The 26,980-nt window shown below is 57.2% G+C and carries 25 protein-coding genes; 15 read left to right on the top strand and 10 right to left on the bottom strand.

What is annotated here, in order from left to right; all coding sequences use genetic code 11:
• Nucleotides 1–14: 14 nt before the first annotated feature.
• Together GVO84_RS21095 and greB are read right to left on the bottom strand one after the other, a co-directional pair.
• Nucleotides 15–2,345 carry a Tex family protein gene (locus GVO84_RS21095; protein ID WP_159515055.1) on the bottom strand — a complete coding sequence of 777 codons (2,331 nt, stop codon included), beginning with the start codon at nt 2,343–2,345 and terminating at the stop codon, nt 15–17.
• 87 nt (nt 2,346–2,432) lie between these two features.
• Nucleotides 2,433–2,906 carry a transcription elongation factor GreB gene (gene greB / locus GVO84_RS21090; RefSeq protein ID WP_014885539.1) on the bottom strand — a complete coding sequence of 158 codons (474 nt, stop codon included), beginning with the start codon at nt 2,904–2,906 and terminating at the stop codon, nt 2,433–2,435.
• 228 nt (nt 2,907–3,134) lie between these two features.
• On the opposite strand from greB, the gene ompR reads away from it, so the two are divergent.
• Nucleotides 3,135–3,854 carry a two-component system response regulator OmpR gene (ompR, locus tag GVO84_RS21085; RefSeq protein WP_001157751.1) on the top strand — a complete coding sequence of 240 codons (720 nt, stop codon included), beginning with the start codon at nt 3,135–3,137 and terminating at the stop codon, nt 3,852–3,854.
• Nucleotides 3,851–5,197, top strand: a complete 1,347-nt coding sequence (envZ, locus tag GVO84_RS21080; RefSeq protein WP_010436407.1) for a two-component system sensor histidine kinase EnvZ — start codon at nt 3,851–3,853, stop codon at nt 5,195–5,197. Before ompR ends, envZ begins: the two co-directional genes overlap by 4 nt.
• A 128-nt stretch (nt 5,198–5,325) precedes the next feature.
• Here the strand turns inward: envZ and pckA are convergent, their stop codons facing one another.
• The 5 genes from pckA to GVO84_RS21055 form a co-directional block, all read right to left on the bottom strand.
• Nucleotides 5,326–6,942 carry a phosphoenolpyruvate carboxykinase (ATP) gene (gene pckA, locus GVO84_RS21075; RefSeq protein ID WP_121426125.1) on the bottom strand — a complete coding sequence of 539 codons (1,617 nt, stop codon included), beginning with the start codon at nt 6,940–6,942 and terminating at the stop codon, nt 5,326–5,328.
• Nucleotides 6,943–7,334: 392 nt separating this feature from the next.
• Nucleotides 7,335–8,219 (bottom strand): Hsp33 family molecular chaperone HslO, encoded by an 885-nt coding sequence (gene hslO, locus GVO84_RS21070; RefSeq protein WP_162269339.1) that lies wholly within the window; start codon nt 8,217–8,219, stop codon nt 7,335–7,337.
• Between the two features lie 17 nt (nt 8,220–8,236).
• Nucleotides 8,237–8,638 carry a ribosome-associated heat shock protein Hsp15 gene (gene hslR / locus GVO84_RS21065; protein ID WP_023333710.1) on the bottom strand — a complete coding sequence of 134 codons (402 nt, stop codon included), beginning with the start codon at nt 8,636–8,638 and terminating at the stop codon, nt 8,237–8,239.
• The gene (yrfG, locus tag GVO84_RS21060; RefSeq protein WP_032641117.1) at nt 8,635–9,318 is read right to left on the bottom strand and encodes a GMP/IMP nucleotidase; all 684 of its coding nucleotides are present in this window, start codon (nt 9,316–9,318) and stop codon (nt 8,635–8,637) included. The genes hslR and yrfG overlap by 4 nt, the downstream gene beginning before the upstream one ends.
• 67 nt (nt 9,319–9,385) lie before the next feature.
• Complete coding sequence (locus tag GVO84_RS21055; RefSeq protein WP_159515054.1) at nt 9,386–11,521, bottom strand: intracellular growth attenuator family protein; 2,136 nt, start codon at nt 11,519–11,521, stop codon at nt 9,386–9,388.
• A 321-nt stretch (nt 11,522–11,842) separates the two neighbouring features.
• On the opposite strand from GVO84_RS21055, the gene nudE reads away from it, so the two are divergent.
• Complete coding sequence (gene nudE / locus GVO84_RS21050; RefSeq protein ID WP_023333707.1) at nt 11,843–12,403, top strand: ADP compounds hydrolase NudE; 561 nt, start codon at nt 11,843–11,845, stop codon at nt 12,401–12,403.
• Between the two features lie 79 nt (nt 12,404–12,482).
• Here nudE and mrcA read toward each other — a convergent pair whose 3' ends face one another.
• Nucleotides 12,483–15,035, bottom strand: a complete 2,553-nt coding sequence (mrcA, locus tag GVO84_RS21045; protein WP_193941096.1) for a peptidoglycan glycosyltransferase/peptidoglycan DD-transpeptidase MrcA — start codon at nt 15,033–15,035, stop codon at nt 12,483–12,485.
• A gap of 120 nt (nt 15,036–15,155) precedes the next feature.
• Here mrcA and pilM point away from each other — a divergent pair, with 120 nt between their 5' ends.
• The 12 genes from pilM (at nt 15,156) to trpS (ending at nt 25,139) form a co-directional block, all read left to right on the top strand.
• A complete protein-coding gene (pilM, locus tag GVO84_RS21040; protein ID WP_159515052.1) occupies nt 15,156–15,932 on the top strand; it encodes a pilus assembly protein PilM in 777 nt (258 codons plus the stop codon).
• Nucleotides 15,929–16,423, top strand: a complete 495-nt coding sequence (locus GVO84_RS21035) for a PilN domain-containing protein (protein ID WP_121426120.1) — start codon at nt 15,929–15,931, stop codon at nt 16,421–16,423. Before pilM ends, GVO84_RS21035 begins: the two co-directional genes overlap by 4 nt.
• Nucleotides 16,424–16,426: 3 nt before the next feature.
• The gene (locus GVO84_RS21030; RefSeq protein WP_121426119.1) at nt 16,427–16,882 is read left to right on the top strand and encodes a HofO; all 456 of its coding nucleotides are present in this window, start codon (nt 16,427–16,429) and stop codon (nt 16,880–16,882) included.
• Nucleotides 16,872–17,276 (top strand): HofP DNA utilization family protein, encoded by a 405-nt coding sequence (locus GVO84_RS21025; protein ID WP_159515051.1) that lies wholly within the window; start codon nt 16,872–16,874, stop codon nt 17,274–17,276. The genes GVO84_RS21030 and GVO84_RS21025 overlap by 11 nt, the downstream gene beginning before the upstream one ends.
• The gene (gene hofQ / locus GVO84_RS21020) at nt 17,188–18,426 is read left to right on the top strand and encodes a DNA uptake porin HofQ (RefSeq protein WP_159515050.1); all 1,239 of its coding nucleotides are present in this window, start codon (nt 17,188–17,190) and stop codon (nt 18,424–18,426) included. Before GVO84_RS21025 ends, hofQ begins: the two co-directional genes overlap by 89 nt.
• Nucleotides 18,427–18,712: 286 nt before the next feature.
• Entirely contained in the window at nt 18,713–19,234 is a 522-nt protein-coding gene (gene aroK, locus GVO84_RS21015) for a shikimate kinase AroK (RefSeq protein WP_003861630.1), read from the top strand.
• A gap of 57 nt (nt 19,235–19,291) precedes the next feature.
• Nucleotides 19,292–20,380: a 3-dehydroquinate synthase gene (aroB, locus tag GVO84_RS21010; protein WP_121426116.1), complete on the top strand. Its 1,089-nt coding sequence runs from the start codon at nt 19,292–19,294 to the stop codon at nt 20,378–20,380.
• A 92-nt stretch (nt 20,381–20,472) separates the two neighbouring features.
• Nucleotides 20,473–21,789, top strand: a complete 1,317-nt coding sequence (gene damX, locus GVO84_RS21005) for a cell division protein DamX (protein WP_029740474.1) — start codon at nt 20,473–20,475, stop codon at nt 21,787–21,789.
• Nucleotides 21,790–21,856: 67 nt separating this feature from the next.
• Nucleotides 21,857–22,669: an adenine-specific DNA-methyltransferase gene (gene dam, locus GVO84_RS21000; RefSeq protein ID WP_023309480.1), complete on the top strand. Its 813-nt coding sequence runs from the start codon at nt 21,857–21,859 to the stop codon at nt 22,667–22,669.
• 41 nt (nt 22,670–22,710) lie between these two features.
• Nucleotides 22,711–23,388 carry a ribulose-phosphate 3-epimerase gene (rpe, locus tag GVO84_RS20995; protein ID WP_024907923.1) on the top strand — a complete coding sequence of 226 codons (678 nt, stop codon included), beginning with the start codon at nt 22,711–22,713 and terminating at the stop codon, nt 23,386–23,388.
• Nucleotides 23,381–24,142, top strand: a complete 762-nt coding sequence (gene gph, locus GVO84_RS20990) for a phosphoglycolate phosphatase (RefSeq protein ID WP_159515049.1) — start codon at nt 23,381–23,383, stop codon at nt 24,140–24,142. The genes rpe and gph overlap by 8 nt, the downstream gene beginning before the upstream one ends.
• Nucleotides 24,135–25,139 (top strand): tryptophan--tRNA ligase, encoded by a 1,005-nt coding sequence (gene trpS, locus GVO84_RS20985; RefSeq protein ID WP_047345753.1) that lies wholly within the window; start codon nt 24,135–24,137, stop codon nt 25,137–25,139. The genes gph and trpS overlap by 8 nt, the downstream gene beginning before the upstream one ends.
• A 138-nt stretch (nt 25,140–25,277) precedes the next feature.
• Here trpS and GVO84_RS20980 read toward each other — a convergent pair whose 3' ends face one another.
• Nucleotides 25,278–25,448 (bottom strand): YhfL family protein, encoded by a 171-nt coding sequence (locus GVO84_RS20980; protein WP_133551011.1) that lies wholly within the window; start codon nt 25,446–25,448, stop codon nt 25,278–25,280.
• A 143-nt stretch (nt 25,449–25,591) separates the two neighbouring features.
• Nucleotides 25,592–26,965 carry a siroheme synthase CysG gene (gene cysG, locus GVO84_RS20975; protein ID WP_159515048.1) on the bottom strand — a complete coding sequence of 458 codons (1,374 nt, stop codon included), beginning with the start codon at nt 26,963–26,965 and terminating at the stop codon, nt 25,592–25,594.
• Nucleotides 26,966–26,980 lie beyond the last annotated feature (15 nt).

The raw sequence follows: 26,980 nt of genomic DNA, 5'->3' as shown, positions 1-26,980 counted from the left end.
GGGCATTGACAACCTTAGCGTTTCTTACCCATCGCTGCCGCCAGCGCATCCATCATCGCACTGTTGCCTGCAGGCTGAGCATCACGTCCGCGCGGTTTTGCCGCTTTCGCGGCCGGGCGCTGCTGCTCGCGGCCGCCGCCGTTTCCGCCACGGCGCGCGTTGGTGTCGCCAGGCTGCTCATCCAGACGCATGGTCAGGGCGATACGCTTGCGCTGCAGATCCACTTCCAGCACTTTGACCTTCACGATGTCGCCCGCTTTGACCACGGTGTGCGGGTCTTCAACGAACTTGTCGGCGAGGGATGAGATATGCACCAGACCGTCCTGATGCACGCCGATATCCACAAACGCGCCAAAGTTGGTCACGTTGGTCACCGCCCCTTCCAGCACCATGCCGGGCAGGAGGTCGTTCATGGTTTCCACGCCGTCGGCAAAGGTCGCGGTTTTGAACTCAGGACGCGGATCGCGGCCCGGCTTTTCCAGCTCTTTGATGATGTCGGTGACGGTTGGAACACCAAATTTGTCGTCGGTGAAATCCACGGCTTTCAGGTTGCGCAGGGCGCTGTTGTCGCCCATCAGGTCTTTCAGTGCCTGCTGGGTGGCGGCCAGAATGCGTTCCACCACTGGGTACGCTTCCGGGTGAACGGTAGAGGCATCCAGCGGGTTATCGCCGTGGTTGATGCGCAGGAAGCCCGCACACTGCTCAAAGGCTTTTGGCCCCAGACGGCTCACCTTCAGCAGCTGCTGACGGTTCTGGAACTGGCCGTTTTCATCACGCCAGGCGACGATGTTCTGCGCCATCATGCGGGTTAAGCCCGCCACGCGGGTCAGCAGGGGGACGGAGGCGGTGTTCAGGTCAACGCCGACGGCGTTTACGCAGTCTTCCACCACCGCATCCAGCTTGCGCGCCAGCTGAGTCTGGCTCACGTCGTGCTGATACTGGCCCACGCCGATGGATTTCGGATCGATCTTCACCAGCTCCGCCAGCGGATCCTGCAGGCGGCGAGCGATTGAAACCGCACCGCGCAGGGAAACGTCCAGGTCCGGGAACTCCTGGGCCGCCAGCTCGGAGGCGGAATAGACGGATGCCCCCGCTTCGCTGACGATCACTTTCTGTGCCGTCACTTTCGGGAACTGCTTCTGCACGTCGAGGTAGAAACGTTCGGTTTCGCGGGACGCCGTACCGTTACCGATGGCAACCAGCTCCACGTTGTATTTTTCGCACAGCGCCGCCACCACGACGGCCGCTTTCGCTGCCTGGCCGGTGTGCGGATAAATGGTATCGGTCGCCACCAGCTTGCCGGTGCCGTCAACCACAGCGACCTTCACGCCGGTACGCAGACCCGGATCGAGGCCCATGGTCGCGCGCAGGCCGGCGGGGGCGGCCATCAGCAGGTCGTGCAGGTTACGGGCGAAGACGTTAATCGCTTCGTCTTCGGCACGCTCGCGCACGGTGCCCATCAGCTCGGTTTCAAGGTGCATCAGCACCTTGATGCGCCAGGTCCAGCTCACTACGCCTTTGCGCCAGCTGTCCGCCGGGGCGTTGTTCAGGCGCAGGCCGAGATGGTCGATAATGATCTGCTCGCAGTGGCTCTCTTTCGGCGGCTCGTCAAACTGCGGGTCGGCGTTCAGGGAGAGCTGGAGCAAGCCTTCGTTGCGGCCGCGGAACATCGCCAGCGCGCGGTGTGAAGGAGCGGTAGAAATCGGTTCGTGGTGATCGAAGTAGTCGCGGAATTTCGCGCCTTCTTCCTCTTTACCCGCGACGACGGTAGAGACGATGTGGGCATTCTTCCACAGGTAATCACGCACCTTCGCGAGCAGGGCGGCGTCTTCGGCGAAGCGCTCCATCAGAATGTAGCGCGCGCCGTCGAGGGCGGCCTTGGTGTCCGCTACGCCTTTGTCAGCGTCGATAAATTTGGCAGCTTCGGTTTCCGGGTCGTGGGACGGCTCGTTCCACAGCAGGTCGGCCAGCGGCTCAAGGCCCGCTTCAATCGCAATCTGCCCGCGCGTGCGGCGCTTCGGTTTATACGGCAGATAGAGGTCTTCGAGTTCGGTTTTGCTCAGGGTACCGTTAATGGCGCTTTCCAGCTCGCTGGTCAGTTTGCCCTGTTCGCCGATGGATTTGAGGATCGCCTGACGACGTTCTTCCAGTTCGCGCAGATAGCCCAGACGGGTCTCCAGGTTACGCAGCTGCGTGTCGTCCAGACCGCCGGTGACTTCCTTACGATAGCGTGCAATAAACGGCACGGTGTTCCCTTCATCAAGCAGGCGAACGGCAGCTTCTACCTGTTCGGCTCTGGCCTGAATATCACCCGCAATAATGCGGCAGAGCGAATCTTTCATCATGGCTTTATCATCTGTTGAGTCGAAAAATCAGGGGATAGTTATACGGGCTGACACGGCAAAATGCCAGCCGGGGAGGGCGCTCTCGGACTATTTTACGTAGACGATCTCATTGACGTACCAGCTGGCTTCACCGGCTGGGGTCTGAACGACGGCCAGATCGCCCACTTCCTTTTTCAGCAGCGCGCGGGCCATCGGTGAGTCGATGGAGATGTAATCCTTACGACCAAAAATTTCATCGTAGCCGACAATGCGAAAACGCAGGGTGTCACCGTCGTCGTTTTCAATTTCCACCCACGCGCCGAAGAACACTTTGCCCTCCTGCTGCGGGGAGTAATCGACAATTTTGAGATTCTCGAGGCACTTGGTCAGATAGCGAACCCGGCGGTCAATTTCGCGCAGCCGCTTTTTATTGTACTGGTAGTCAGCGTTTTCGCTGCGATCGCCCAGGCTTGCCGCCCAGGTCACCTTTTTGGTCACTTCAGGACGCTCTTCGCGCCAGAGGTAATCCATCTCTTTTTTGAGTTTCTCGTACCCTTCGCGGGTGATCAGGGGCGTTTTCATGGTAAAGCCTTTGCTGCCGGTTTTCTGTCTTGCGCACAATACGTACCACACAGTGTAACAGACAGGATTAATAATGATTTATGTGATGAAATGAGCAGATAAGCTGCTGTTAAATATGCTTTGTAACAATTTCGACTAGAATTTATACCAGAATTAGCTGGTCGAATACGTGCACTTTTTTAGAATACGCTGTTACAAAGACTATCCGAACCTTTGGGAGTACACACAATGCAAGAGAACTACAAAATTCTGGTCGTGGATGACGACATGCGCCTGCGTGCGCTGCTGGAACGTTATCTGACCGAGCAGGGCTTCCAGGTTCGTAGCGTCGCGAACGCTGAGCAGATGGACCGTCTGCTGACCCGTGAATCTTTCCACCTGATGGTTCTGGATCTGATGCTGCCCGGCGAAGACGGGCTTTCTATCTGCCGCCGTCTGCGCAGCCAGAGCAACCCGATGCCGATCATCATGGTGACGGCGAAGGGCGAGGAAGTTGACCGTATCGTGGGCCTCGAAATCGGCGCGGACGACTACATTCCAAAACCGTTTAACCCGCGTGAACTGCTGGCGCGTATTCGTGCTGTTCTCCGCCGTCAGGCGAACGAACTGCCTGGCGCACCGTCGCAGGAAGAAGCCGTCATCGCCTTCGGCAAGTTCAAGCTGAACCTCGGCACGCGCGAGATGTTCCGTGAAGACGAGCCAATGCCGCTCACCAGCGGTGAGTTTGCGGTACTGAAAGCGCTGGTCAGCCACCCGCGTGAACCGCTTTCCCGTGACAAGCTGATGAACCTGGCGCGCGGTCGCGAATACTCCGCAATGGAGCGCTCCATTGACGTGCAGATCTCTCGCCTGCGCCGCATGGTGGAAGAAGATCCTGCTCATCCTCGTTATATCCAGACCGTATGGGGTCTGGGCTACGTGTTCGTCCCGGACGGCTCTAAAGCATGAGGCGAATGCGCTTCTCGCCGCGTAGCTCGTTTGCCCGCACCCTGTTGCTGATCGTCACCCTGCTGTTCGTCAGCCTGGTGACGACCTATCTGGTGGTGCTGAACTTTGCGATCCTGCCGAGCCTCCAGCAGTTTAATAAGGTCCTGGCCTACGAAGTCCGTATGCTGATGACCGACAAACTGCAGCTGGAGGACGGCACGCAGCTCGTCGTTCCCCCGGCGTTTCGCCGTGAAATCTACCGTGAGCTGGGCATTTCGCTCTACTCCAACGAAGCGGCGGAAGACGCGGGCCTGCGCTGGGCGCAGCATTACGAATTCCTCAGCCAGCAGATGGCGCAGCAGCTGGGCGGCCCAACGGAAGTGCGCGTTGAGGTCAACAAAAGCTCGCCCGTCGTCTGGCTGAAAACCTGGCTGTCACCCAATATCTGGGTGCGCGTTCCGCTGACCGAAATCCATCAGGGCGACTTCTCGCCGCTGTTCCGCTACACCCTGGCGATTATGCTGCTGGCGATAGGCGGCGCGTGGCTATTTATCCGTATACAGAACCGACCGCTGGTCGACCTGGAGCACGCTGCGCTGCAGGTCGGTAAAGGGATTATTCCTCCTCCGCTGCGCGAGTATGGCGCCTCGGAAGTTCGTTCGGTGACGCGCGCGTTTAACCATATGGCGGCAGGCGTGAAGCAGCTGGCGGATGACCGTACGCTGCTGATGGCGGGCGTCAGCCATGACCTGCGCACGCCGCTAACGCGTATTCGCCTGGCGACGGAGATGATGGGGGAAGAGGACGGTTACCTTGCCGAGTCCATCAACAAGGATATCGAAGAGTGCAACGCCATCATCGAGCAGTTTATTGACTACCTGCGCACCGGACAGGAGATGCCGATGGAGATGGCGGATCTGAACGCGGTGCTGGGCGAGGTGGTGGCGGCGGAAAGCGGCTACGAGCGCGAAATTGATACCGACCTTCAGGCGGGGGAGATCCAGGTACGCATGCACCCGCTCTCCATCAAACGTGCGGTCGCCAACATGGTGGTCAACGCGGCGCGCTACGGCAACGGCTGGATCAAAGTCAGCAGCGGGTCTGAACTCAACCGCGCCTGGTTCCAGGTGGAAGATGACGGTCCGGGTATCAAGCCCGAGCAGCGTAAGCATCTGTTCCAGCCGTTTGTGCGCGGCGACAGCGCGCGCAGCACCAGCGGTACGGGCTTAGGCCTGGCGATTGTTCAGCGTATTATCGATAACCACAACGGCCTTCTGGAGATTGGCACCAGCGAGCGGGGTGGATTGAGCATTCGCGCCTGGCTGCCGGTACCGGTGACGCGTGGGCAGGTGAAAGAGGGTTAAAAAAAGGGTGGCGCTAGCCACCCCCCGACAAAATGTGGTCTCTGCGGCCTGATGCCCTCACCCCGGCCCTCTCCCACGGGGAGAGGGAGAAAACATTAAAAAAGGCAACTTTCGTTGCCTTTTTACTTTTACCTTGGTCCCGCGCTCACCAGCGCAGCACCCGCCGGGGTATCGGTATACTTCTCGAAGTTCTCAATAAACAGCTTCGCCAGCGATTCCGCCTTCTCGCGCCACTGCTCCGGAGAACCGTACGTGTTGCGCGGGTCGAGGATATGCGTATCCACACCCGGCAGCGACGTTGGGATCGCCAGGTCAAACATCGGCAGCGTGAAGGTTTCGGCGTCGTCCAGAGAACCATCCAGAATGGCGTCGATAATCGCGCGGGTATCTTTGATAGAGATACGTTTGCCGGTACCGTTCCAGCCGGTGTTCACCAGGTAGGCCTGCGCGCCGGATGCCTGCATGCGTTTCACCAGCACTTCAGCGTACTGCGTCGGGTGCAGCGACAGGAAGGCCGCGCCGAAGCAGGCGGAGAAGGTTGGGGTTGGCTCCGTCACGCCGCGCTCGGTACCCGCCAGCTTGGCGGTAAAGCCGGAGAGGAAGTGGTACTGCGTCTGGCTGGCCGTCAGGCGAGACACCGGAGGCAGCACGCCGAACGCATCCGCCGTCAGGAAAATGACCTTCGTGGCATGACCTGCTTTTGAAACCGGCTTCACGATATTGTCGATGTGGTAGATCGGGTAAGAGACGCGGGTGTTTTCCGTTTTCGACGCATCGTCGAAGTCGATGGAGCCGTCGGCACGCACGGTGACGTTTTCCAGCAGCGCATCGCGACGGATCGCGTGGAAGATATCCGGCTCGGCCTCTTCAGACAGGCGAATGGTCTTCGCATAGCAGCCGCCTTCAAAGTTGAATACGCCGTCGTCATCCCAGCCGTGTTCGTCATCGCCAATCAGGCGACGTTTTGGATCGGTGGACAGGGTGGTTTTCCCGGTGCCGGACAGGCCGAAGAATACCGCCACGTCGCCTTTTTCACCGACGTTAGCCGAGCAGTGCATGGAGGCGATACCGCGCAGCGGCAGCAGGTAGTTCATGACCGAGAACATCCCTTTCTTCATTTCGCCGCCGTACCAGGTACCGCCGATCAGCTGGATACGCTCGGTCAGGTTGAAGGCCACAAAGTTTTCGGAATTCAGACCCTGCTCTTTCCACTGTGGGTTAGTGCATTTCGCACCGTTCATCACGATGAAATCCGGGGTGAAATCCTGCAGCTCTTCGTCGGTCGGACGAATAAACATGTTTTTCACGAAATGCGCCTGCCAGGCCACTTCAGTGATAAAACGCACGGAGAGACGGGTATCGGCGTTAGCGCCGCAGAAAGCGTCGACAATGAACAGGCGCTTGCCGGAAAGTTGATGGGTGACGAGCCCTTTCAGGTGCTGCCAGGTTTCCGGGGAGAGCGGTTTGTTGTCGTTCTTCCCTTTGCCCTTGTCAGCCCACCACAGCGTATCGCGGGTGGTTTCGTCTCGGACGATATACTTATCTTTCGGCGAACGACCGGTAAAAATACCGGTATCGACGGCGATAGCACCAAGATTCGTCAACACACCACGCTCGTATCCTTCCAGTGCTGGATTGAGCTCTTCCTGATACAGCGTATCGTAGTCGGGGTTGTAGACGATTTCCTGGACGTCGTGAATTCCATAAGCCTTGAGATCTTGCGGGGTTAAACCAGTAACACGCATATCACTGCTCCTTAGCCAATATGTACTGCCTGAAATTGTAGGGTTTTTCTGAGGTTGTTAACCGCGACGGGGCTCATAGATTTACGCATCTGGACAAAACCCTTACTAACGGAAAACGCTGCGACTCCAGTCACAGCGCAGGCGGATTATCGCAGGAATCACTTTTTTGTTGGGGAAAATGTTCTGAAAAGGTTAAAGAGTGGTGATTTTATCGGAAAGAATGTGAATGTAATCGCATACACGTAAGAAAATTACGTAAGAGTTACATAGGGAAAGCGATTCAGCTTGGAGGGAGTTTTTTACCCCTCACCCCAGCCCTCTCCCCAAAGGGGAGAGGGGGTTCAAGTTCCCTCTCCCCTTTGGGGAGAGGGTTAGGGTGAGGGGAAAGAAGTTTAGTGAACCTGCGGATCCGCCGGGGAGGCGTTATTGCGGATCTCAGCGATATCCATCGAATTGAACACGTAGTGCGTACCGCAGTAGTCACAGTGCATATCAATTTCGCCGTCTTCCGCCATGATGCTGTCGATCTCTTCATCCGGCAGGGTTTTCAGCGCGCCAGCGCAGCGCTCGCGGGAGCAGGTGCACTTAAATTCCACCGCCTGCGGGTCGTAAACCGTCACTTCTTCTTCGTGGTACAGACGCCACAGCACGTCGGTCGCTGACAGGTTGAACAGCTCTTCCGCTTTGATGGTTTCGGTCAGCGTCGCCAGGTGCTCAAAGTCATTGGTCTGTGCGTCCTGCGCAGGCAGAACCTGCAGCAGCATACCGCCGGCAGCAGGCTGACCGTCCACTTCACCGGTGCGGATGAAGAGACGCGTCGGCAGCTGTTCAGAGCGCATGAAGTAATCTTCCAGGCAGGCTGCCAGAGTATCGCCTTCCAGACCCACCACGCCCTGATAGCGCTCACCTTCCTCAGGGGAGATGGTGATCACCAGGTAGCCATTACCTACCAGCGTTTTGAGGTCCGCATTTTCAGGCACGTCGCCCTGAACGCGCGCCACGCCGCGCATCTGCTGCTGGTTATTGCCGTTGATCACCGCCAGCGTCATCGGGCCGTCGCCCTGCAGCTGCACGGTGATATCACCGGCAAACTTCAGCGTCGCCGTCAGCAGGCTGGTGGCAACCAGCAGTTCGCCCAACAGGGTCTTCACCGGCAGCGGGTAGTTGTGGTTTTCCAGAATCTGTTTCCAGGTTTCGGATACGGTGACCAGCTCGCCGCGCACGGCGAATTGTTCAAACAGATAGCGGTGTAATTGGTCGTGTTGGGCCATTTTCATCTCTCGTGCGGGTGAGGTTATTCAGTCTCACCGTGTTTAAATTTCATCAGGTCGCGGCGCTCTTTTTTATCCGGCCGCCGGTCCGGGTGAGGCATCGTCAGCGCGTTCATTTTGCGCGCCAGCGCGGTCTTCTCGCGCTTTTCAATGCTCTCCGCCGTTTCTTCATAAAGCAGTACGGCTTCCGTTGCGGGTCGACGCTGTTCGGTAATGGCTTTAATCACTACCGTACGTTCATCGTTGCCCTGACGCAGCGTTAAGGTGGCATTCAGCTCAACCAGCTTGCTCGGTTTGCTGCGCTGGCCGTTGTAATGCACTTTTCCGCCGTCAACCATCTCGCGGGCAAGGGCGCGGGTTTTATAAAAACGCGCTGCCCACAGCCATTTATCCAGTCTTACCCCGTCAGAGGGTTTTTCTTTCATGGCGTCTCCTTCACGGTCAGTGAGGGGATCATCTGGCGATAGTCGTTCAGTCCAGGGTGGCGCAGATAGCTTTTTTCAGCCAGGCCAGAGTCAGGATTGGTCACGCCCAGACAGTAGCGAATGCCAAACCTTGCTGCGGAATCCAGAATGGGCTCGCTGTCATCAATGAACAGCGTACGTTCTGGCTGCAAACCCGTCTCTTCCTTCACCGCATGCCACAACCGCTGATCTTCTTTCGGATAACCAAATGTGTGGGTGGAAAGTAATAAATCAAGGTGCGACGCCAGGCCGGTATGCTCCAGCTTCACCGCCAGATTATGTGGATGCGCGTTGGTCAGCAAAATACGGCGCTTGCCGCTTGCTTTCAGCGCATCCAGAAAGGGCACGGTATCCTCGCGCAGAACGGCGCGCGGGCCCTGGGCGGTGGTCATGGCACAAATATCCAAACCGAGGCGCTCGCTCCAGTAGTCAAGACAGTACCAGTTTAGCGTATGTTGCACCGCGCTATATTGCGAACGAATGAATGCCTGCGCTTCTGCCGGGGAGATCCCCTGCTGTTCGCCGTAGGTTTCAGGAACCAGCGTTTGCCAGAAATAGTTATCAAAGGCGAGATCGAGCAGCGTGCCGTCCATATCCAGCAGAACGGTATCAACCTCCTGCCAGGCGATATCAAGATGCATTAGGGGGAACTCCAGCCAGAAGAAACGTGCGCGACAGGGTAGCACATCTTGTCGCGCAACGACGTTATCAGATCAGGCTCTCAGACGAGGGGATCAGCTTAGGATTGAGGCAGTTTTCATAATACTGCTGGATGTCGGCAAGCCGGGTGCGCGAGCGCTGGTAGCGGCGCAGGGCCATAAAGCCGTTCCAGAAAATGGCGGCAAGCATCGCGGTCATCAGCAGAGAGGTGCCGATGTAGCGCCATAAACCTGCGCTGTCCGGCATCCGGTGCAGGCCGATATGGCGAGTGCCGTTGGCATCGGTGTAGATGCTTGTAACAATCCCTTCGGCGCTGAACGGCGTTTGCATCAGCATCTGCGCCAGGCGCTGGAATTGGCTCCACTGCTCCTGCGCCGGGTAGTCATAAAGCGCAACCTGAGGATAAGGCTGATCGACCAGGTCGCTGCCTTCATCGCTGGCAATCACAAATCCGCCCGGTGCCGGGCTGTTCAGCGCCTGAGCCGCACGGGTGGTCTCGCGCATCATGAACGGCGAGGTCGAGGTGGCGACCAGGTTATCCAGCGATTCAGCGCTCACCGGCCGCAGCAGCACATTAACGCCATCCAGTCGTCCCGCTTCGGCGCGTTTCACCAGCGAGTCCCAGTCCTTACTGTTACCCAGGTTTACCAGGGCGTTTTTGAGACGTATGCACTCATCCTGAGAGGAGCATAAATCCTGCGTTTTCAGGACGATGTCACCAAAATCATCCAGCAGAACCATGCCTGATTTCTGAATGGCCGAGCGCAGCGCAGGGCTGACGCGCGAATCATCGTCCGGTTTCGGGTGCAGCTGGCGGTTCACCGTCTGGGTCAGCGCCGTGGCCTTATTCACCACTTCGGATTCCGGCAGCGGCAGCGGCGGCGCGTCGTTCCAGATAATTTGCGAGCAGTCGAACGGCATGAACGGTGAGTTCTGGCGGGTGTTCCACGCCCCCGGGGTGTGAATATTACACATCCCAATACCCTTCAGGCGCAGCGTGTCCCCCACGCGCACACCGGCTTCATCCAGTTTGTTAACGCTGGTCGCTTCGATGGTTTGCGCGCCTTTGATCCACGACAGAGTGAATTTAATGGGCATATCCAGCGGCACGAAAAGCAGCAGCATAACTAAGACCAGCGCGGCGCCGCCGGCAATGACCGCGCTGCGCAGCCAGTGCTGAAGCGGGAAATTTTTCACTTCATCATGCAGAGACAGGAAGCGCCCCTGACGCACAACGTGGCGGTCAAGGTAGATATCAATATCGGTTTTTTGCCCTAAGTCCTGCGCAATCCACGGTTGCCAGTGGCGCGGGTAGATAAGGTCGATAATACCGAGCGAAATATTGTTGAGATGTTCCTGATCGTTTTCACCGAACAGGCCCCAGCGCTTTGGCGTACCGCGCAGGCAGTGGATCTCTCGTAACGAGGTTTTGGCCGGTGGGGCAAAGAGCCCCCACAGCCCGGCTGCCAGCAGCAGCACCGCGCCTCCCGCCAGCCAGGGAACAAACACATCCGGCGTGAGCAGGCAGATAAAAAAGAGCAGGAAGGCCGCGACGATCAGAATGGCTTCACGGATGCCGTCCGGGCGGCTCAGGGCGTACTCTTCATGCGTCTCCTGGCGAATGTTCAGCAGTTCGATCTGCTCAGTCTCTTCGCCACGAATGGATGCCTGCGTTGAACTCGCGCGCTCCAGCGCAAAACGCGGGGCTTCTTGGAGGTATTCATTCAGCGTATGGCCGTTAAGCGAGATAACCAGGGGCAACGAATCGGTGTGGATCAGCTCAACGCTGTTCTCGTCATTTATGTACTGCTCCCAGGACGGGGGCAGATGCACTTCGACGGAATCCAGGTAATAGCGCCATTTATTGGGGTCATCAGTGGTAATGCCATAGCGCGTGATGGAGCGCGTCACGCAGAGCACGGTATCACTTTGCGCGTTAAGCTTTAGCGCGACGGGCGCAGCGGTGGCTCCCGTTGGCCCAGGCGTTAGCTGAGTACGGTTCAGGATTTCGAGATAGTTTTCAACTGCATCACGCTCGTCTTGCGTGAGTTTACGCGTGCTCGCACCCGCAAATGCATTTAAAAAGGGCAGACGATAACGGCGCTGTACGCGGCGCCTGTACAACCACCCTGCAACCAATGCGCTGGCCAGCATAGCAGCGAGAACAATCAAAATGGTGCTCATGCTTTCCCCATCTTACTTATCTTACAGGTGTAGTCAGTAGCACCTTTACATTGAATGAGAGTCTGTGGTTGGCTATCGGCAAGTATGGAGTCGAACTTGAGCATTCTGAAGCGCATCCCAGTGACCGGTGATGATAGCAAAGCCTGTTATGGCGCGATATCAGCAAATTCCTGGAAACATTTCAACCTCTTGACATTTGTTTTGAATTGAGGATTGATCCCTGATACGTTGCATAAATGTAAATAAAGAACGATTGACATTGCCGAAACCGTGCGGCATATCGCACAATAACGCCAGTTCTCACTGCTAAGACCCATCACGATGAGCAAACCACTACAAAAACCCACCATTCTGAATGTTGAAACTGTCGCCAAATCGCGCCTGTTTAATGTCGAAAGTGTGGACCTGGAGTTCAGCAACGGTGTGCGTCGCGTTTATGAACGTATGCGCCCCTCTTCGCGCGAAGCGGTGATGATTATTCCCATTATCGACGATCATCTGATTTTGATCCGCGAATACGCTGTGGGAACGGAATCTTACGAGCTTGGTTTCTCGAAAGGGCTTATCGACCCGGGTGAAACCGTCTTCGAAGCGGCAAACCGCGAGCTGAAAGAAGAGGTCGGTTTCGGGGCGAATGAGCTTTCATTCCTGAAAAAGCTGAGCATGGCGCCGTCCTATTTTTCCAGCAAAATGAATATCGTGGTGGCCGAAGATCTCTATCCTGAATCGCTCGAAGGGGATGAGCCGGAGCCGCTGCCGCAGGTTCGCTGGCCTTTAGCGCACCTGATGGATCTGCTGGAAGACCCTGACTTTAATGAGGCTCGCAACGTGAGCGCGCTGTTCCTGGTCCGGGAGTGGCTGAAGGGGCAGGGGCGACTGTAGGCCATAAAAAAGCCGGGTGGCGGCTTCGCCTTACCCGGCCTACGATGCTTTGCCCGGTTTTTACCGGGCATTTTTATTTTTAGAACAGCTCGTGCGTTTCGCCGTTATCAATAATCTCTGTACCCACCTCATGCACCGCCTGCGTGGTTGGCTGCGTGCCCTCGATGAAATACTCTGCGCGACTATTACCGCCGTTGGCGAGCTGGCCCGTGCTGCGGTCGATATTGACCGTCACCACGCCTGGCGGTGGCGTCAACGGCTGCTCCGGCACGCCTTCAAGAACGGACTTCATGTAGGCGTCCCAGGCCGGCTGCGCGCTCTTCGCTCCGCCTTCGTAGCCGGAAATCTGATCCTTAATCGCGCCGGAGGCCGTTGTACGACCTAGGTCACGGCGGTGATCGTCGAAACCGATCCAGACCGATGTCACCACGCCCGGCCCGTAACCGGAGAACCACGCATCTTTCGAACTGTTGGTTGTCCCCGTTTTACCGCCGATGTCATGGCGCTGCAAATCACGCCCTGCGCGCCAGCCTGTACCCTGCCAGCCCGGTTCACCGAAGATGTTGGTGTTCAGCGCGCTTTTGATCAGGAACGACAGCGGCGTGTTGATCACATGCGGGGCATACTCCGGCGCACCGGTCTGTGCCACCAGAGACTGGTTAGCCTGCTCGAGCTGCGGCTGCGGCACGACGCCGTTCTGCTGCTCCTGAGACACGGCAGGGTCTTCCATGTCCTTGTTTTCAAGCACCTCGGATTTCGGCGTATTGCCATAAATGACCGGAATATCGCAGTCAGGACAGGCAATTTTCGGCTTCGCTTCGAACAGCACGCCGCCCTGGTCGTTCTCGATCTTGCTGATGAAGTACGGGTCAATCAGGAAGCCGCCGTTGGCCATCACCGAGTAACCGCGTGCGACCTGAAGCGGCGTAAAGGAGGCGGAGCCTAACGCCAGCGACTCGGTGCGAACGATGTTCTGCGCCGGGAAACCGAAGCGCTGCAGATACTCTGCGGCATAGTCGACGCCCATCGCGCGCATGGCGCGCACCATCACCACGTTTTTCGACTGCCCCAGCCCCTGACGGAGACGAATAGGACCGGCATACTCCGCAGGGGAGTTCTTCGGCTGCCAGTCGGAACCGGCACCGGCATCCCAGCGGGAGATCGGCACGTCGTTCAGGATGCTGGCGAGGGTCAAGCCCTTATCCATCGCTGCCGTGTAGAGGAACGGTTTGATATTGGAACCGACCTGACGCAGCGCCTGGGTGGCGCGGTTAAATTTGCTCTGGTTGAAATCAAACCCGCCGACCAGAGCCAGGATGGCACCGTTCTGTGGGTTGATAGAGACCAGGGCCGAGTTGACGTCCGGCACCTGGGCCAGCCACCAGGATTCACCTACCTTGCGCACCCAGATTTGCTGCCCGGTTTGTACCGCATCGGTCACTTTACGCGGCGTTGCGCCCTGCAGCGTATCCGAGCGGTACGGACGCGCCCAGCGGATACCGTCCATACGCAGGGAGACGGAGGTGCCGTCCGCGAGCGTCGCAACGGCTTCCTGAGGATCGGCCTGCGTCACCACGGCAGGAAGGAGCGGACCATAGGTTGGCAGCGCCTTCAGCGTACTGGTGATTTTTTTGCTGTCCCACGCGCTTTCGCCCACTTTCCAGAGCACGTTTGACGGGCCGCGATAGCCGTGACGCATATCGTAGTCCATCACGTTGTTCCGCACTGCTTCCTGAGCCGCCTGCTGGACCTTGCGGGTGACGGTGGTGTACACGCGATAGCCATCTTCATAGGCCTTGTCACCATAGCGATTCACCATCTCCTGGCGAACCATTTCGGTCAGGTAAGGGGACGCGAAGGCGATCTCAGGGGCGTGGTAGTTAGCGTCAATCACATCGTTACGCGCCTGGTCGTACTCGCTCTGGCTGATGTAGCCTTCGCTCAGCATACGTGACAGGACGACGTTACGACGCGCGGTGGCGCGATCGAGCGAGTAGAGCGGGTTGAACGTGGACGGCGCTTTCGGCAGACCGGCAATGGTTGCCATTTCGCTTAAGGTGAGTTGCTCAACAGGCTTACCGAAGTAAACCTGAGCGGCAGCCCCCACGCCATAGGCGCGGTAGCCCAGGTAGATTTTGTTGAGGTACAGCTCAAGGATTTCGTCTTTGCTCAGCAGCTGCTCAATACGGATCGCAAGGAACACCTCTTTGATCTTACGTATCAGCGTCTTTTCAGGGCTGAGGAAGAAGTTACGCGCCAGCTGCTGCGTAATGGTACTCGCCCCCTGAGAGGCGTGACCAGAGAACAGCGCAATGCTCGCGGCACGGAAAATCCCCACCGGATCGACACCGTGGTGCTCGTAGAAACGGCTGTCCTCCGTGGCGATAAAGGCTTTCACCATCACAGGGGGGATTTGGTTTAAGGTCAGCGGAATACGACGCTTCTCGCCATACTGCGCCATCAGCTCGCCATCGGCGCTATAGACCTGCATCGGGATCTGGAGTCGCACATCGCGAAGCGTGGCGACATCAGGTAGCTGTGGCTCAATATATTTGTACAAACCGTAAATCGAGCCTGCTCCCAGCAGAATGCAACAAACTGCAAGGATGAATAAATACTTTACGAACTTCACCGGAGATTTCCCATTTGGTTTCACTTGGGCAGTTTCTAAACAATCGCGCGGTAGTATAAAGGCAAGCCTGATTCATTGATATAGCCGTCAAGGTGACGGGCGATAAGGAGATCGTGAAGCATGGCTTTCAAAACATGGCAAACGGGCGTTCATATTCAACAGGATAGGGTGCTGATCGTTGCGTTGGCCCGGGAGAAGTCCGGCTGGTGCTTGCGCCGCTGGTGGGCGATTCCTCTGGCCGAAGGCATCATTCGTGACGGCAAAATTTGTCAGCCAGAACAGCTGGTTGATGCGCTACGCGACTGGCGGAAAACGCTGCCGCACTACCACCGGGTGTTCCTCTCTTTCCCGGCAGCACGCACCCTGCAGCGGTCGCTTCCCCGCCCGTCAGTAGCATTGCGCGACAGCGAGCAGCTCTCATGGCTGGGCGCGGCGCTCGCGCGCGAACTGGAGATGTCTGCCGATACGCTTTGTTTCGATTACGCGCAGGACACCTTCAGCAATACCTTTCACGTGACCGCCGCGCAAAACAACGAGGTCGACACCCTTCTGGCGCTGGCGAAAACGCTGCGTGTGCGGCTGGTGGCCATTACGCCGGATGCCAGCGCGCTGGCGAATCTTCTTCCTGCGGTGGCACCAGCGACGTGCATCGCCTGGCGGGACGATCGGCAGTGGCTGTGGGCGATGCGCCACCAGTGGGGACGCCGCCTTACCACAGAAGCCGAAAGCGTGGCCGAACTGGCGGCGCTGCTGGCGCTTGGACCGGATGACATCGCGCTGTTTGATAACCGACGTAACCCGTGGGAAATCCTGGAACGCTGCCATGCCCCGCTACCGGACTGCGGCGCTGATTATACCGTTGCGCTGGCGCTGGCCATGAGCGAGGTGCCCGGATGAGCATCATGAACTTTCTGCCCTGGCGACAGCAGCGGCGCGCGCGATGCCTGCGTTTCTGGGGCGCAATGGGTGTCGGCACCGTGCTGTTGATGTTCGTGATCATGTCCGGTCTGCGGATGAACCCTCTTATGAGGCTGTACGCGCTGCAAACGGATCTGACGGGAATGCAGACCGTGCAGCATGCGCTTCTCTCCCGGCAGAAACTCGCCTCACAGGCGCAGATGCCAGCGCAGACACTTCAACGACGCGCATGGCAACCGGTGCTGGGATCCCTTTCCCGCGCCATTCCGGCACAGGTCTGGCTGACAGAGCTGCGCTATCAGCCTCCCGCACTGATGCTGAGCGGGTATGCCCTAACCCTGCCGGCCCTGTCTGCTCTGCGCGATGCGCTTGGCCAAATAGCGGGTTTTACGCCCGGGACGACGGGTGAGCTTCGGCAGGACAGCCAGGGACGCTGGATGTTCACCCTTCATCTTAAAAGCGAGGGTTAACGCGTGGATACCCTGTTAGAACGCTGGTGCGAAAGCCGTCCCTGGAGTCGGGTGCTCTTCTGGTGTCTGGGGAGTTTCCTGGCCGGACTGGCCGCGTGGGGCACTTTGCTCAGACCGGTAGACAGGCAGTGTGCTGAACGACAACGCCAGCTGATTCAGGACGCGAGAGCTAACGCAGCGTTATGGCCTGCCGTCAGAAAGGTGCCGTTTCGTCCGGAAGCACCGGAATCACGGGAGCTGATATCTTTTTCCCCGCTCGATTTTCAGGGCGATAACGCGACGCTGGTTCACTGGAAGCCGCTGCAGAACGGAGGGGAATTGATGCTGGAGGTTGAGTGGCAGGCGCTTCCGGCGCTTTTTTCCCGGCTGGCGCAGCGGGATGTGCAGATCGCCGCTTTCGCGATTGCGCCACAGGGTAAAGCGCTGCGCCTGCGGCTGGAGCTGGAACATGCGAAATAGCGCGCGATATTTGCTGGTTTGCTCAGCGCTGCTACTGACCGGCATGCGCGATCCGTTTCGCCCGCCGGACGATCCCTGCGCCATTGGCGAGCTGGCGCAATGGCACTATCGCGGCATGGTGGGAGGACAGCAGGCTATCGGCATTTTACAGGATGGGCAAAAGCGCTGGTACCGGCTGAAAACGCATGAGCGCTTGCCGGCAGGCTGGACGATAACAGCCATCAATGAAACGGAACTGGTTGTTGATGTGGGTGATACATGTGAACCAGAAAAATGGACGTGGCAACGAGAAGGAACGGATAAGAATGAATTTACGGATAATGCTGTGGCTGCTGGCGTTCAGCCATCCGCTGTGGGCCGCCGCGCCAAAACCGGTCACGCTGGTGGTGGATGACGTTCCTGTGGCCCAGGTGCTTCAGAGCCTGGCCGCGCAGGAGAGCCGTAATCTGGTGATATCGCCCGATGTCGGCGGCACACTTTCGCTTAACCTGACGCGCGTCCCCTGGCGTCAGGCATTACAGACGGTTGTCGCCAGCGCTGGCCTCGTTTTGCGAGAGGAGGGCGGCATTTTTTACGTGCATACCGCGGCCTGGCAGCGTGAACAGCAGGAACGCTCAGAGCAGGAGCGAGCGCGTCGACAGCTTGATGCGCCGCTGGTGTCTCACAGTATCCCGTTTTCCTATGCCGATGCCGGAGAGCTGCAAAAAGCCGCGGAAAAACTCCTGAGCCCAAAGGGGAGTTTATCCGTCGACAAACGCACCAACCGCCTGCTGATTCGGGATAACCAGACGGTGGTGGATATGCTGCAGCGCTGGGCCGCTCAGATGGATATTCCCGTCGAACAGGTCGAGCTGGCGGCGCACATTGTGACCATGAATGAAAAAAGCCTGCGTGAGCTGGGAGTGAAGTGGAATCTCACCGACGCCACCGACGCGGGCAAGGTTGGTCAGCTCACTACGCTTGGCAGCGATCTTTCCGTCGCCAGCGCCACCAGCCACGTGGGTTTTAACATCGGGCGGATCAATGGTCGGCTGCTGGATCTGGAGCTCTCTGCGCTGGAGCAAAAGCAGCAGGTCGATATCATCGCCAGCCCGCGGCTGCTGGCCTCGCATATGCAGCCGGCCAGCATCAAGCAGGGGAGTGAAATTCCGTATCAGGTCTCAAGCGGTGAAAGCGGCGCCACCTCCGTTGAGTTTAAGGAGGCGGTATTAGGGATGGAGGTCACGCCGGTGGTGTTACCGGGAGGGCGCGTGCGCCTGAAATTACACATCAGCGAAAATATGCCGGGACAGGTTCTGCAGCAGGCGGACGGCGAAACGCTGGCGATCGACAAACAGGAGATAGAAACCCAGGTGGAGGTAAAAAGTGGAGAAACGCTGGCGTTAGGCGGAATTTTTTCGCAGAAGAACAAAACCGGCAGTGACAGCGTGCCGGGGCTGGGAAAAATACCCTGGCTTGGGCAGCTTTTTCGTCATGATGGGAAGGATAATGAACGGCGCGAGCTAGTGGTGTTTATTACGCCACGTCTGGTCGGTATTCGCTGACGGGTAACGATCCCCGCAATGATTTTGCATTCAGTTTGTTGCAGATGTTTGACGTGGGGCATGAATTAGCATACAAGGAGTACCGATTTGAGTTGGACTTACGTCTTATTACCTTATGCGCCCGACGCGGTGATTTAATCAGTTGCCAAACAAGCCGGAGTATTGAGATAATTTTTAGTCTGACTCTCGCTCTATTGCATATGAGGTTTCAGTTCATGTCCTGCTACGCTGAGTGTCTGCGCAGCGGGGATTACCATTAACGAATAGTCTTAGTAGTACCGATAAAATGGCAGAGAAACGCAATATCTTTCTGGTTGGGCCTATGGGTGCCGGCAAAAGCACTATTGGGCGTCAGTTAGCTCAACAACTCAATATGGAATTTTACGATTCTGATCAAGAGATTGAGAAACGAACCGGAGCTGATGTGGGCTGGGTTTTCGACGTAGAAGGCGAAGAAGGTTTCCGTGACCGAGAAGAAAAAGTGATCAACGAACTCACGGAAAAGCAGGGCATCGTTCTGGCAACAGGCGGCGGCTCTGTGAAATCTCGCGAAACCCGCAACCGTCTCTCCGCCCGTGGCGTAGTGGTCTATCTTGAGACGACCATCGAGAAACAGCTGGCACGTACGCAGCGCGATAAAAAGCGCCCGCTTCTGCAGGTTGAAACGCCACCACGCGAAGTTCTGGAAGCGTTGGCCGATGAACGCAATCCGCTGTATGAAGAGATTGCCGATGTGACCATTCGTACTGACGACCAGAGCGCTAAAGTGGTTGCAAACCAGATTATTCATATGCTGGAAAGCAACTGATTCTGGCTTTATATACACTCGCCTGCGGGTAAAAGCATTAAAGGTGGATGTCGCGTCATGGAGAGGATTACAGTTACTCTCGGGGAACGTAGTTACCCTATCACCATCGCGGCTGGTTTGTTTAACGACCCAGCTTCCTTTTTACCACTGAAAGCGGGTGATCAGGCGATGCTGGTCACCAATGAGACGCTGGCTCCGCTTTATCTCGACCGCGTACGCCACCTGCTTGAGCAGGCGGGCGTAAAAGTCGACAGTGTGATTCTCCCCGATGGCGAGCAGTATAAAAGCCTGACGGTACTGGATACCGTCTTTACCGCATTGCTGCAAAAACCGCACGGTCGCGATACAACACTGCTTGCCCTGGGCGGCGGTGTTGTGGGCGATCTGACCGGCTTTGCGGCCGCAAGCTATCAACGTGGCGTCCGTTTTATTCAAATCCCGACCACGTTGCTGTCCCAGGTCGACTCCTCTGTGGGTGGCAAAACGGCAGTCAACCATCCGCTCGGCAAAAACATGATTGGCGCGTTCTACCAGCCCGCATCGGTGGTGGTGGATCTCGACTGTCTGAAAACCCTGCCGAAGCGCGAACTGGCTTCTGGTCTGGCGGAAGTGATCAAATACGGCATTATTCTGGATGGCGAGTTCTTTAACTGGCTGGAAGAGAATATGGATGCGCTGCTGTGCCTGGATGAGGCTAAACTGGCATACTGCATCCGTCGTTGTTGTGAGCTGAAAGCAGAAGTTGTCGCAGCAGACGAGCGTGAAACGGGCTTACGTGCTTTACTGAATCTTGGGCATACGTTTGGTCACGCGATTGAAGCCGAAATGGGTTACGGTAACTGGCTGCACGGTGAAGCCGTCGCGGCCGGAATGGTCATGGCTGCCCGCACTTCAGAACGTCTCGGGCAGTTCACACCGGAAGAGACGGCGCGCATCATTGCGCTGCTTGAGCGTGCAGGTTTGCCGGTGACCGGACCGCAGGAGATGTCGGCGCAAGCGTATTTACCCCACATGATGCGCGATAAAAAAGTATTGGCAGGTGAGATGCGTCTTGTACTCCCGCTTGCAATAGGGAAGAGTGAAGTGCGCGGCGGAGTGCCGCACGATGTCGTTCTTGGCGCTATCGCTGATTGTCAGCAGGCGTAACAACTAGAAAGGTCAGGCCACTGTCGCCGGTGGTCGTTTAGCTTCAGGTGAAATGCAAAGTCGTTAGCATAAGCCTTTGAGTGGGGTGTTAAATGGATGAATTCAAACCAGAAGACGAGCTGAAACCCGATCCCAGCGATCGTCGTACTGGTCGTTCTCGTCAATCTTCAGAACGTGATAACGAGCCGCAGATCAACTTTGACGATGTTGATCTGGATGCAGACGATCGTCGCCCTTCGCGCAGCCGCAACGCGCACGAAGAGCGAGCAGAAGAGGATTATGAGTCCGAAGAAGATTCAATGGACGAACAGCCTGTAGAGCGTCGCCCGCGTAAACGTAAAAAAGCCGCTGCGCCTAAACCGGCGTCCCGCCAGTACATTATGATGGGCCTTGGCGTTCTGGTGCTTGTGCTGCTGATTGTCGGCATTGGCTCCGCGCTTAAAGCACCGTCAACGAACTCAACCGAGCAAACTGCTTCCGCTGAGAAGAGCATCAACCTGTCCGGTAACGATGCGACCAATCAGGCGAATGGCGCACAGCCTGCACCGGGTGCGACTTCCGCAGAGCAGACCGCAGGTAACACCACCGCGCCGCAGGATGTTTCTCTGCCGCCCGTTTCTTCAACCCCTGCTCAGGGTCAGGCACCTGCTACGCCTGAAGGCCAGCAGCGCGTAGAAGTTCAGGGTGACCTGAACAATGCGCTGACGCAGCCGCAGAACCAGCAGCAGGTTGATAACGTCGTGGTTAACTCCACGCTGCCAACCGAGCCGGCAACCGTTGCCCCGATTCGCGGTGGTAATGCTCAGCCGCAAACGGCTGCGACGGAAACCAAACCGCGCCAGACGCAAACTGCGACACGTCCTGAACGTAAGCAGGCGGTGATTGAGCCTAAGCGTGAAACCAAACCTCAGGCAGTCGTCAAAGCGCCTGAAGTGAAAGCCGTACCGGCACAGCCGAAGCACACCGAAACGGCTGCGGTGAGCGAGCCTGCTAAAGCGCCAGTCACGCAGACTGCGCCGAAAGCAACGGCGACCACAACGGCACCGGCTGCCACAGCTGCACCTGCAGCAACGGCTCCAGCAGCCACGGCAACAGCCTCCAGCAGCGCCGCAGGCAAAACTGCAGGTAACGTTGGTTCGTTGAAGTCTGCGCCATCCAGTAACTACACGCTGCAGCTGAGCAGTTCGTCTAACTATGACAACCTCAACAGCTGGGCGAAGAAATCAAATCTGAAAAACTACGTTGTTTATCAGACGACCCGTAACGGTCAACCTTGGTACGTGCTGGTCAGCGGCGTTTATTCTTCCAAAGATGAAGCGAAACGTGCCGTTGCGGCACTACCAGCGGATGTTCAGGCAAAAAATCCCTGGGCGAAGCCGATTCATCAGGTTCAGGCCGATCTGAAGTAATGTTTAAAGCGCAGGATGCTGTCGGAGCTTTCTCCACAGCCGGAGAAGGTGTAATCAGTTAGTCAGCATGAAAAAAAATCGCGCTTTTCTGAAATGGGCAGGGGGGAAATACCCCCTGCTCGATGATATTAAAAAGCACCTGCCTAAAGGCGAGTGTCTTATCGAGCCTTTCGTGGGGGCGGGATCGGTGTTCCTCAACACCGATTTTTCTCGTTATATCCTGGCGGATATCAACAACGACCTTATCAGCCTCTATAACATCGTTAAGCTGCGTACCGAAGAGTATGTCGCAGAGGCGCGCAAGCTGTTTACGCCGGAGAATAATCACCCGGACGTTTACTACCAGTTCCGCACTGAGTTTAATCAGAGTCAGGATCCGTTCCGCAGAGCGCTGCTGTTCCTCTATCTCAACCGACACGGTTACAACGGCCTGTGCCGGTATAATCTGCGCGGGGAATTTAACGTGCCGTTTGGTCGCTATAAACGCCCGTATTTCCCGCAGGACGAGCTGTATCACTTTGCCGAAAAAGCGCAGAACGCAGAGTTTCATTGCCTCTCCTATGAAGAGTGTATGGAACTGGCAGGCGTAAACTCGGTGGTTTACTGTGACCCACCTTACGCCCCCCTGTCTGCAACGGCGAATTTCACCGCTTATCACACCAACAGCTTCAGCCCTGCCGAACAGGCGCGTCTGGCGGAGATGGCGGAAAAGCTGGTCAGCAAAAGAATTCCGGTGTTAATTTCGAATCACGACACGCCTGATACGCGCGAATGGTACAAAGCCGCGAAGCATTTTCAGGTCAAAGTGCGGCGTAGCATTAGCAGCAACGGCGGCACACGTAAAAAGGTGGACGAACTTCTGGCTCTTTATCGCCCCTGAGCCGTTTTGCCCGCCGGTAAACACATTTCAAGGAGAAGCGGATGAAACAGTTTTTGATTGCTCCCTCAATTCTGTCGGCCGATTTTGCCCGCCTGGGTGAAGACACCGCCAAAGCTCTCGCGGCTGGCGCAGATGTCGTCCATTTCGACGTTATGGACAACCACTACGTCCCGAATCTGACCATTGGCCCAATGGTGCTTAAGGCATTGCGTAACTATGGCATTACCGCGCCGATCGACGTTCACCTGATGGTGAAGCCAGTCGATCGCATCGTGCCTGACTTCGCCGCAGCGGGTGCCAGCATCATCACTTTCCATCCGGAAGCCTCTGAACACGTCGACCGCACGCTGCAGCTGATCAAAGAGAACGGCTGTAAAGCAGGGCTGGTGTTTAACCCGGCCACGCCGCTGAGCTATCTCGACTATGTCATGGACAAGCTGGACGTGATCCTGCTGATGTCTGTGAACCCGGGCTTTGGTGGTCAGTCGTTTATCCCCCACACGCTGGATAAGCTGCGTGAAGTGCGCCGTCGTATTGATGAGTCTGGTTACGATATTCGTCTGGAAGTGGACGGCGGGGTGAAAGTGAATAACATTGGTGAAATTGCGGCAGCGGGCGCGGATATGTTCGTTGCAGGTTCGGCAATTTTCGACCAGCCGGATTACAAAAAAGTCATTGATGAAATGCGCCGTGAGCTGGCGAAGGTAAGTCATGGATAAATTGCAGGCAATTCGGGGTGTGGCATTCGACCTCGACGGCACGCTGGTCGACAGCGCGCCGGGCTTAACGAGCGCCGTAGACCAGGCGTTGTACGCTCTTGAACTGCCCGTTGCGGGTGAAGATCGCGTGGTAACGTGGATCGGCAACGGTGCTGATGTTCTGATGGAGCGTGCGTTGACGTGGGCTCGCCAGGAGCGCGCGTCGCAGCGTTCCGCGCAGGGTAAACCGAGCGTTGACCACGCTGACATCCCGAAGGATGAGCAGCTGCGTATTCTGCGTAAACTGTTCGATCGTTTCTACGAAGAGACCGTCGAGGAGGGCAGTTTCCTGTTCCCGGACGTTCAGGAAACGCTGAGCGCGCTGCACGCGAAGGGCCTCCCGCTAGGGTTGGTGACCAACAAGCCAACCCCGTTCGTTGCGCCTCTGCTGGAAGCGCTCGATATCGCGAAGTACTTCTCCGTGATTGTGGGCGGCGATGACGTACAGAACAAAAAGCCGCATCCGGAACCACTGTTGCTGGTGGCAGGAAAATTATCCTTAACGCCTGCGGAGCTGCTCTTTGTCGGGGATTCACGTAATGATATTCTGGCTGCCCGAGCGGCAGGGTGTCCTTCCGTCGGATTAACCTATGGCTACAACTACGGTGAGGCCATCACGCTAAGTGAGCCGGATGTGGTCTTCGACCACTTCAAAGATTTGTTGCCCGCACTCGGGCTTTCGCACAGTGAACATCAGGAATTGAATCATGACTAAGCCCATCGTTTTTAGTGGCGCACAGCCTTCAGGTGAATTGACCATTGGTAACTACATGGGTGCGTTACGTCAGTGGGTCAGCATGCAGGATGACTACCATTGCATTTACTGCATCGTCGATCTCCACGCGATTACCGCGCGTCAGGATCCTGAGAAGCTGCGTAAAGCCACCCTGGATACCCTGGCGCTGTACCTGGCCTGCGGCATCGATCCAGAGAAGAGCACCATTTTCGTTCAGTCTCACGTGCCAGAGCACGCGCAGCTGGGCTGGGCGCTGAACTGCTACACCTATTTCGGTGAGCTGAGCCGCATGACCCAGTTCAAGGATAAATCCGCGCGCTACTCTGAAAACATCAACGCGGGTCTGTTCGACTATCCGGTGCTGATGGCGGCGGACATCCTGCTGTATCAAACCAACCAGGTGCCGGTGGGTGAAGACCAGAAGCAGCACCTGGAGCTGAGCCGCGATATCGCCCAGCGCTTTAACGCGATTTATGGTGATGTGTTTAAAGTGCCAGAGCCGTTTATTCCAAAATCCGGCGCGCGCGTGATGTCGCTGCTGGAGCCGACCAAGAAGATGTCCAAGTCTGACGATAACCGCAACAACGTTATTGGCCTGCTGGAAGATCCGAAATCCGTCGTCAAAAAGCTCAAGCGTGCGGTCACCGACTCCGACGAGCCGCCTGTTGTGCGCTACGACGTGCAGAACAAAGCGGGCGTCTCCAACCTGCTGGATATCCTCTCCGGCGTGACTGGCCAGAGCATTCCTGAGCTGGAGCAGCACTTCGAAGGCAAGATGTACGGCCACCTGAAGGGCGAAGTGGCAGATGCCGTTTCCGGGATGCTGACCGAGCTGCAGGAGCGCTATAACCGCTATCGCAACGATGAAGCTTTCCTGCAGAAGGTGATGAAAGAGGGCGCGGAAAAAGCCAGCGCGCGCGCGTCCGAAACCCTGAAAGCGGTGTATGAAGCGATTGGGTTTGTCGCGAAGCCGTAAGTCTGCTTGCCGGGTGGCGCTAACGCTTACCCGGCCTACGGGATCGTGTAGGTCGGGTAAGGCGGAGCCGCCACCCGACGAAAAACCGCCCAAACAAAAAACCGGGAAAGCCCCGGTTTTTTTACGCCTGAAAATCGCTTACTGCTGCGCCACCGGGCCGCAACCGCCGATGATCTTCGAAATGGAGATCGCCGGGTGCAGCAGATAATCATAGCTGCAGTTATTTTTGGTGTTCTGTACGTGACCGGTGCAGGCAGTCAGAGTCGATAACAGGCCAACCAGAACGGCGGCTTTTGCCAGTTTGAACATACGCATTCCTTGTCTTAAAAACGAAAATTGGATGTAACTCAAGGGAATAAAGGGAAAAGTTCCACTTCGGGGCGGTATGTTATCGACAGCGGTAAGAGGGGAGTAGTCCGCTTAAGGACTACTCCGGAAAGGAAGAATATGCGTTAGTGATTCGAGAACCAGTTCAGCTTGTCGCGCAGTTCAACCACACGACCCACCACAATCAGCGCCGGGCTTTCAACCTGCTGCGCCAGCTCGCCGAGCTGCGTCAGTACGCCATCCACCACGCGCTGCGTAATGGCGGTGCCGTTTTCCACCAGCGCGACCGGCATATCTGCCTCCATGCCGTGCTCCAGCAGCTTCGCCTGGATAGTCGCGGCCTGGTTCAACCCCATGTAGAACACCAGCGTCTGCTTTTCGGCGGCCAGGTTATGCCAGTCCAGCTCGCTGCCGGTTTTCAGGTGGCCCGTCACCAGACGCACGCTCTGGGCGTAGTCGCGGTGGGTCAGCGGAATGCCAGAGTAGGCTGAACAACCGGATGCCGCCGTAATGCCCGGCACGACAGAGAACGGAATGCCCGCGTCACACAGGGTTTCCAGCTCCTCGCCGCCGCGCCCAAAGATAAACGGATCGCCGCCCTTAAGGCGTACCACGCGCTTACCTTTCTGCGCTTCGCGCAGGAGGATCTGGTTAATCTCCTCCTGCGGCACGCAGTGGTAGCCCGCGCGCTTGCCGACGAATACGCGGTCGGCGTCGCGGCGCACCAGGTTCATGATGTCATCGGAGACCAGGCGGTCATAAACCACGATATCGGCCTGCTGGATCTGCTGTAGCCCTTTCAGCGTCAGCAGGCCCGCATCTCCCGGCCCGGCCCCGACCAGCACCACTTCGCCGCGATGATCCAGCGGCTCGCTCAGCAGCCGCTCGGTCGTCTCTTCAACGGCTTTGGTGTCCTGATTGGCCAGCGACTGCGCCAGCCTGTCGTTCACAAAGAATTTTTCCCAGAAGCGACGGCGCTCACCCACGGTCGTGAAGGTTTGCTTCACGCGTGAACGCAGCAGCCCGGCGTAATGGGCAATCTGACCAAGATGCTGGGGCAACAGGGCTTCCAGTTTTTCCCGCAGCAGGCGGGCGAGAACCGGCGAGCGTCCGCCGGACGATACCGCAATCATCAGCGGCGAGCGGTCGATAATCGACGGCATGATAAAGCTGGCCTCTTTCGGCGCATCCACCACGTTGCAGAAGATTCGGCGCGCTTCGCAGGCGTCGCTAACGCGCTGGTTCACTTCATCATTATCCGTCGCGGCGATGGTCAGCCAGCAGGTATCCAACAGGGATTCATTAAACTCCCCCTGTTCCAGCGTGAGCATCCCTTCCTGGGCCCAGACCTCAAACTGTGGGGCAAAGGCGAGGGCGTTGACGGTCAGTCGGGCGCCAGCCTCTAACAGCAGGCGCGCTTTGCGTTCGGCCACGTCGCCGCCGCCCACGAGCAGGCAGTCGCGGTTGCGTAATTGACAAAAAATTGGCAGGTGATCCACGACGTTACCTCGCAG

The organism is Enterobacter sp. SM3 (genome assembly GCF_009811935.2).
Taxonomy (GTDB): domain Bacteria; phylum Pseudomonadota; class Gammaproteobacteria; order Enterobacterales; family Enterobacteriaceae; genus Enterobacter; species Enterobacter asburiae_D.
The sequence above is the reverse complement of the archived record's forward strand: the minus strand, read 5'-3'. Positions and strand labels throughout refer to the sequence as shown.

What these genes read in the sequence shown, in the direction of transcription:
- GVO84_RS21095 (WP_159515055.1), bottom strand. Translation starts at nt 2,345, where the DNA reads ATGATGAAAGATTCGCTCTGCCGCATTATTGCGGGTGATATTCAGGCC.
- greB (WP_014885539.1), bottom strand. Translation starts at nt 2,906, where the DNA reads ATGAAAACGCCCCTGATCACCCGCGAAGGGTACGAGAAACTCAAAAAA.
- ompR (WP_001157751.1), top strand. Translation starts at nt 3,135, where the DNA reads ATGCAAGAGAACTACAAAATTCTGGTCGTGGATGACGACATGCGCCTG.
- envZ (WP_010436407.1), top strand. Translation starts at nt 3,851, where the DNA reads ATGAGGCGAATGCGCTTCTCGCCGCGTAGCTCGTTTGCCCGCACCCTG.
- pckA (WP_121426125.1), bottom strand. Translation starts at nt 6,942, where the DNA reads ATGCGTGTTACTGGTTTAACCCCGCAAGATCTCAAGGCTTATGGAATT.
- hslO (WP_162269339.1), bottom strand. Translation starts at nt 8,219, where the DNA reads ATGAAAATGGCCCAACACGACCAATTACACCGCTATCTGTTTGAACAA.
- hslR (WP_023333710.1), bottom strand. Translation starts at nt 8,638, where the DNA reads ATGAAAGAAAAACCCTCTGACGGGGTAAGACTGGATAAATGGCTGTGG.
- yrfG (WP_032641117.1), bottom strand. Translation starts at nt 9,318, where the DNA reads ATGCATCTTGATATCGCCTGGCAGGAGGTTGATACCGTTCTGCTGGAT.
- GVO84_RS21055 (WP_159515054.1), bottom strand. Translation starts at nt 11,521, where the DNA reads ATGAGCACCATTTTGATTGTTCTCGCTGCTATGCTGGCCAGCGCATTG.
- nudE (WP_023333707.1), top strand. Translation starts at nt 11,843, where the DNA reads ATGAGCAAACCACTACAAAAACCCACCATTCTGAATGTTGAAACTGTC.
- pilM (WP_159515052.1), top strand. Translation starts at nt 15,156, where the DNA reads ATGGCTTTCAAAACATGGCAAACGGGCGTTCATATTCAACAGGATAGG.
- GVO84_RS21035 (WP_121426120.1), top strand. Translation starts at nt 15,929, where the DNA reads ATGAGCATCATGAACTTTCTGCCCTGGCGACAGCAGCGGCGCGCGCGA.
- GVO84_RS21025 (WP_159515051.1), top strand. Translation starts at nt 16,872, where the DNA reads ATGCGAAATAGCGCGCGATATTTGCTGGTTTGCTCAGCGCTGCTACTG.
- hofQ (WP_159515050.1), top strand. Translation starts at nt 17,188, where the DNA reads ATGAATTTACGGATAATGCTGTGGCTGCTGGCGTTCAGCCATCCGCTG.
- aroK (WP_003861630.1), top strand. Translation starts at nt 18,713, where the DNA reads ATGGCAGAGAAACGCAATATCTTTCTGGTTGGGCCTATGGGTGCCGGC.
- aroB (WP_121426116.1), top strand. Translation starts at nt 19,292, where the DNA reads ATGGAGAGGATTACAGTTACTCTCGGGGAACGTAGTTACCCTATCACC.
- damX (WP_029740474.1), top strand. Translation starts at nt 20,473, where the DNA reads ATGGATGAATTCAAACCAGAAGACGAGCTGAAACCCGATCCCAGCGAT.
- dam (WP_023309480.1), top strand. Translation starts at nt 21,857, where the DNA reads ATGAAAAAAAATCGCGCTTTTCTGAAATGGGCAGGGGGGAAATACCCC.
- rpe (WP_024907923.1), top strand. Translation starts at nt 22,711, where the DNA reads ATGAAACAGTTTTTGATTGCTCCCTCAATTCTGTCGGCCGATTTTGCC.
- gph (WP_159515049.1), top strand. Translation starts at nt 23,381, where the DNA reads ATGGATAAATTGCAGGCAATTCGGGGTGTGGCATTCGACCTCGACGGC.
- trpS (WP_047345753.1), top strand. Translation starts at nt 24,135, where the DNA reads ATGACTAAGCCCATCGTTTTTAGTGGCGCACAGCCTTCAGGTGAATTG.
- GVO84_RS20980 (WP_133551011.1), bottom strand. Translation starts at nt 25,448, where the DNA reads ATGTTCAAACTGGCAAAAGCCGCCGTTCTGGTTGGCCTGTTATCGACT.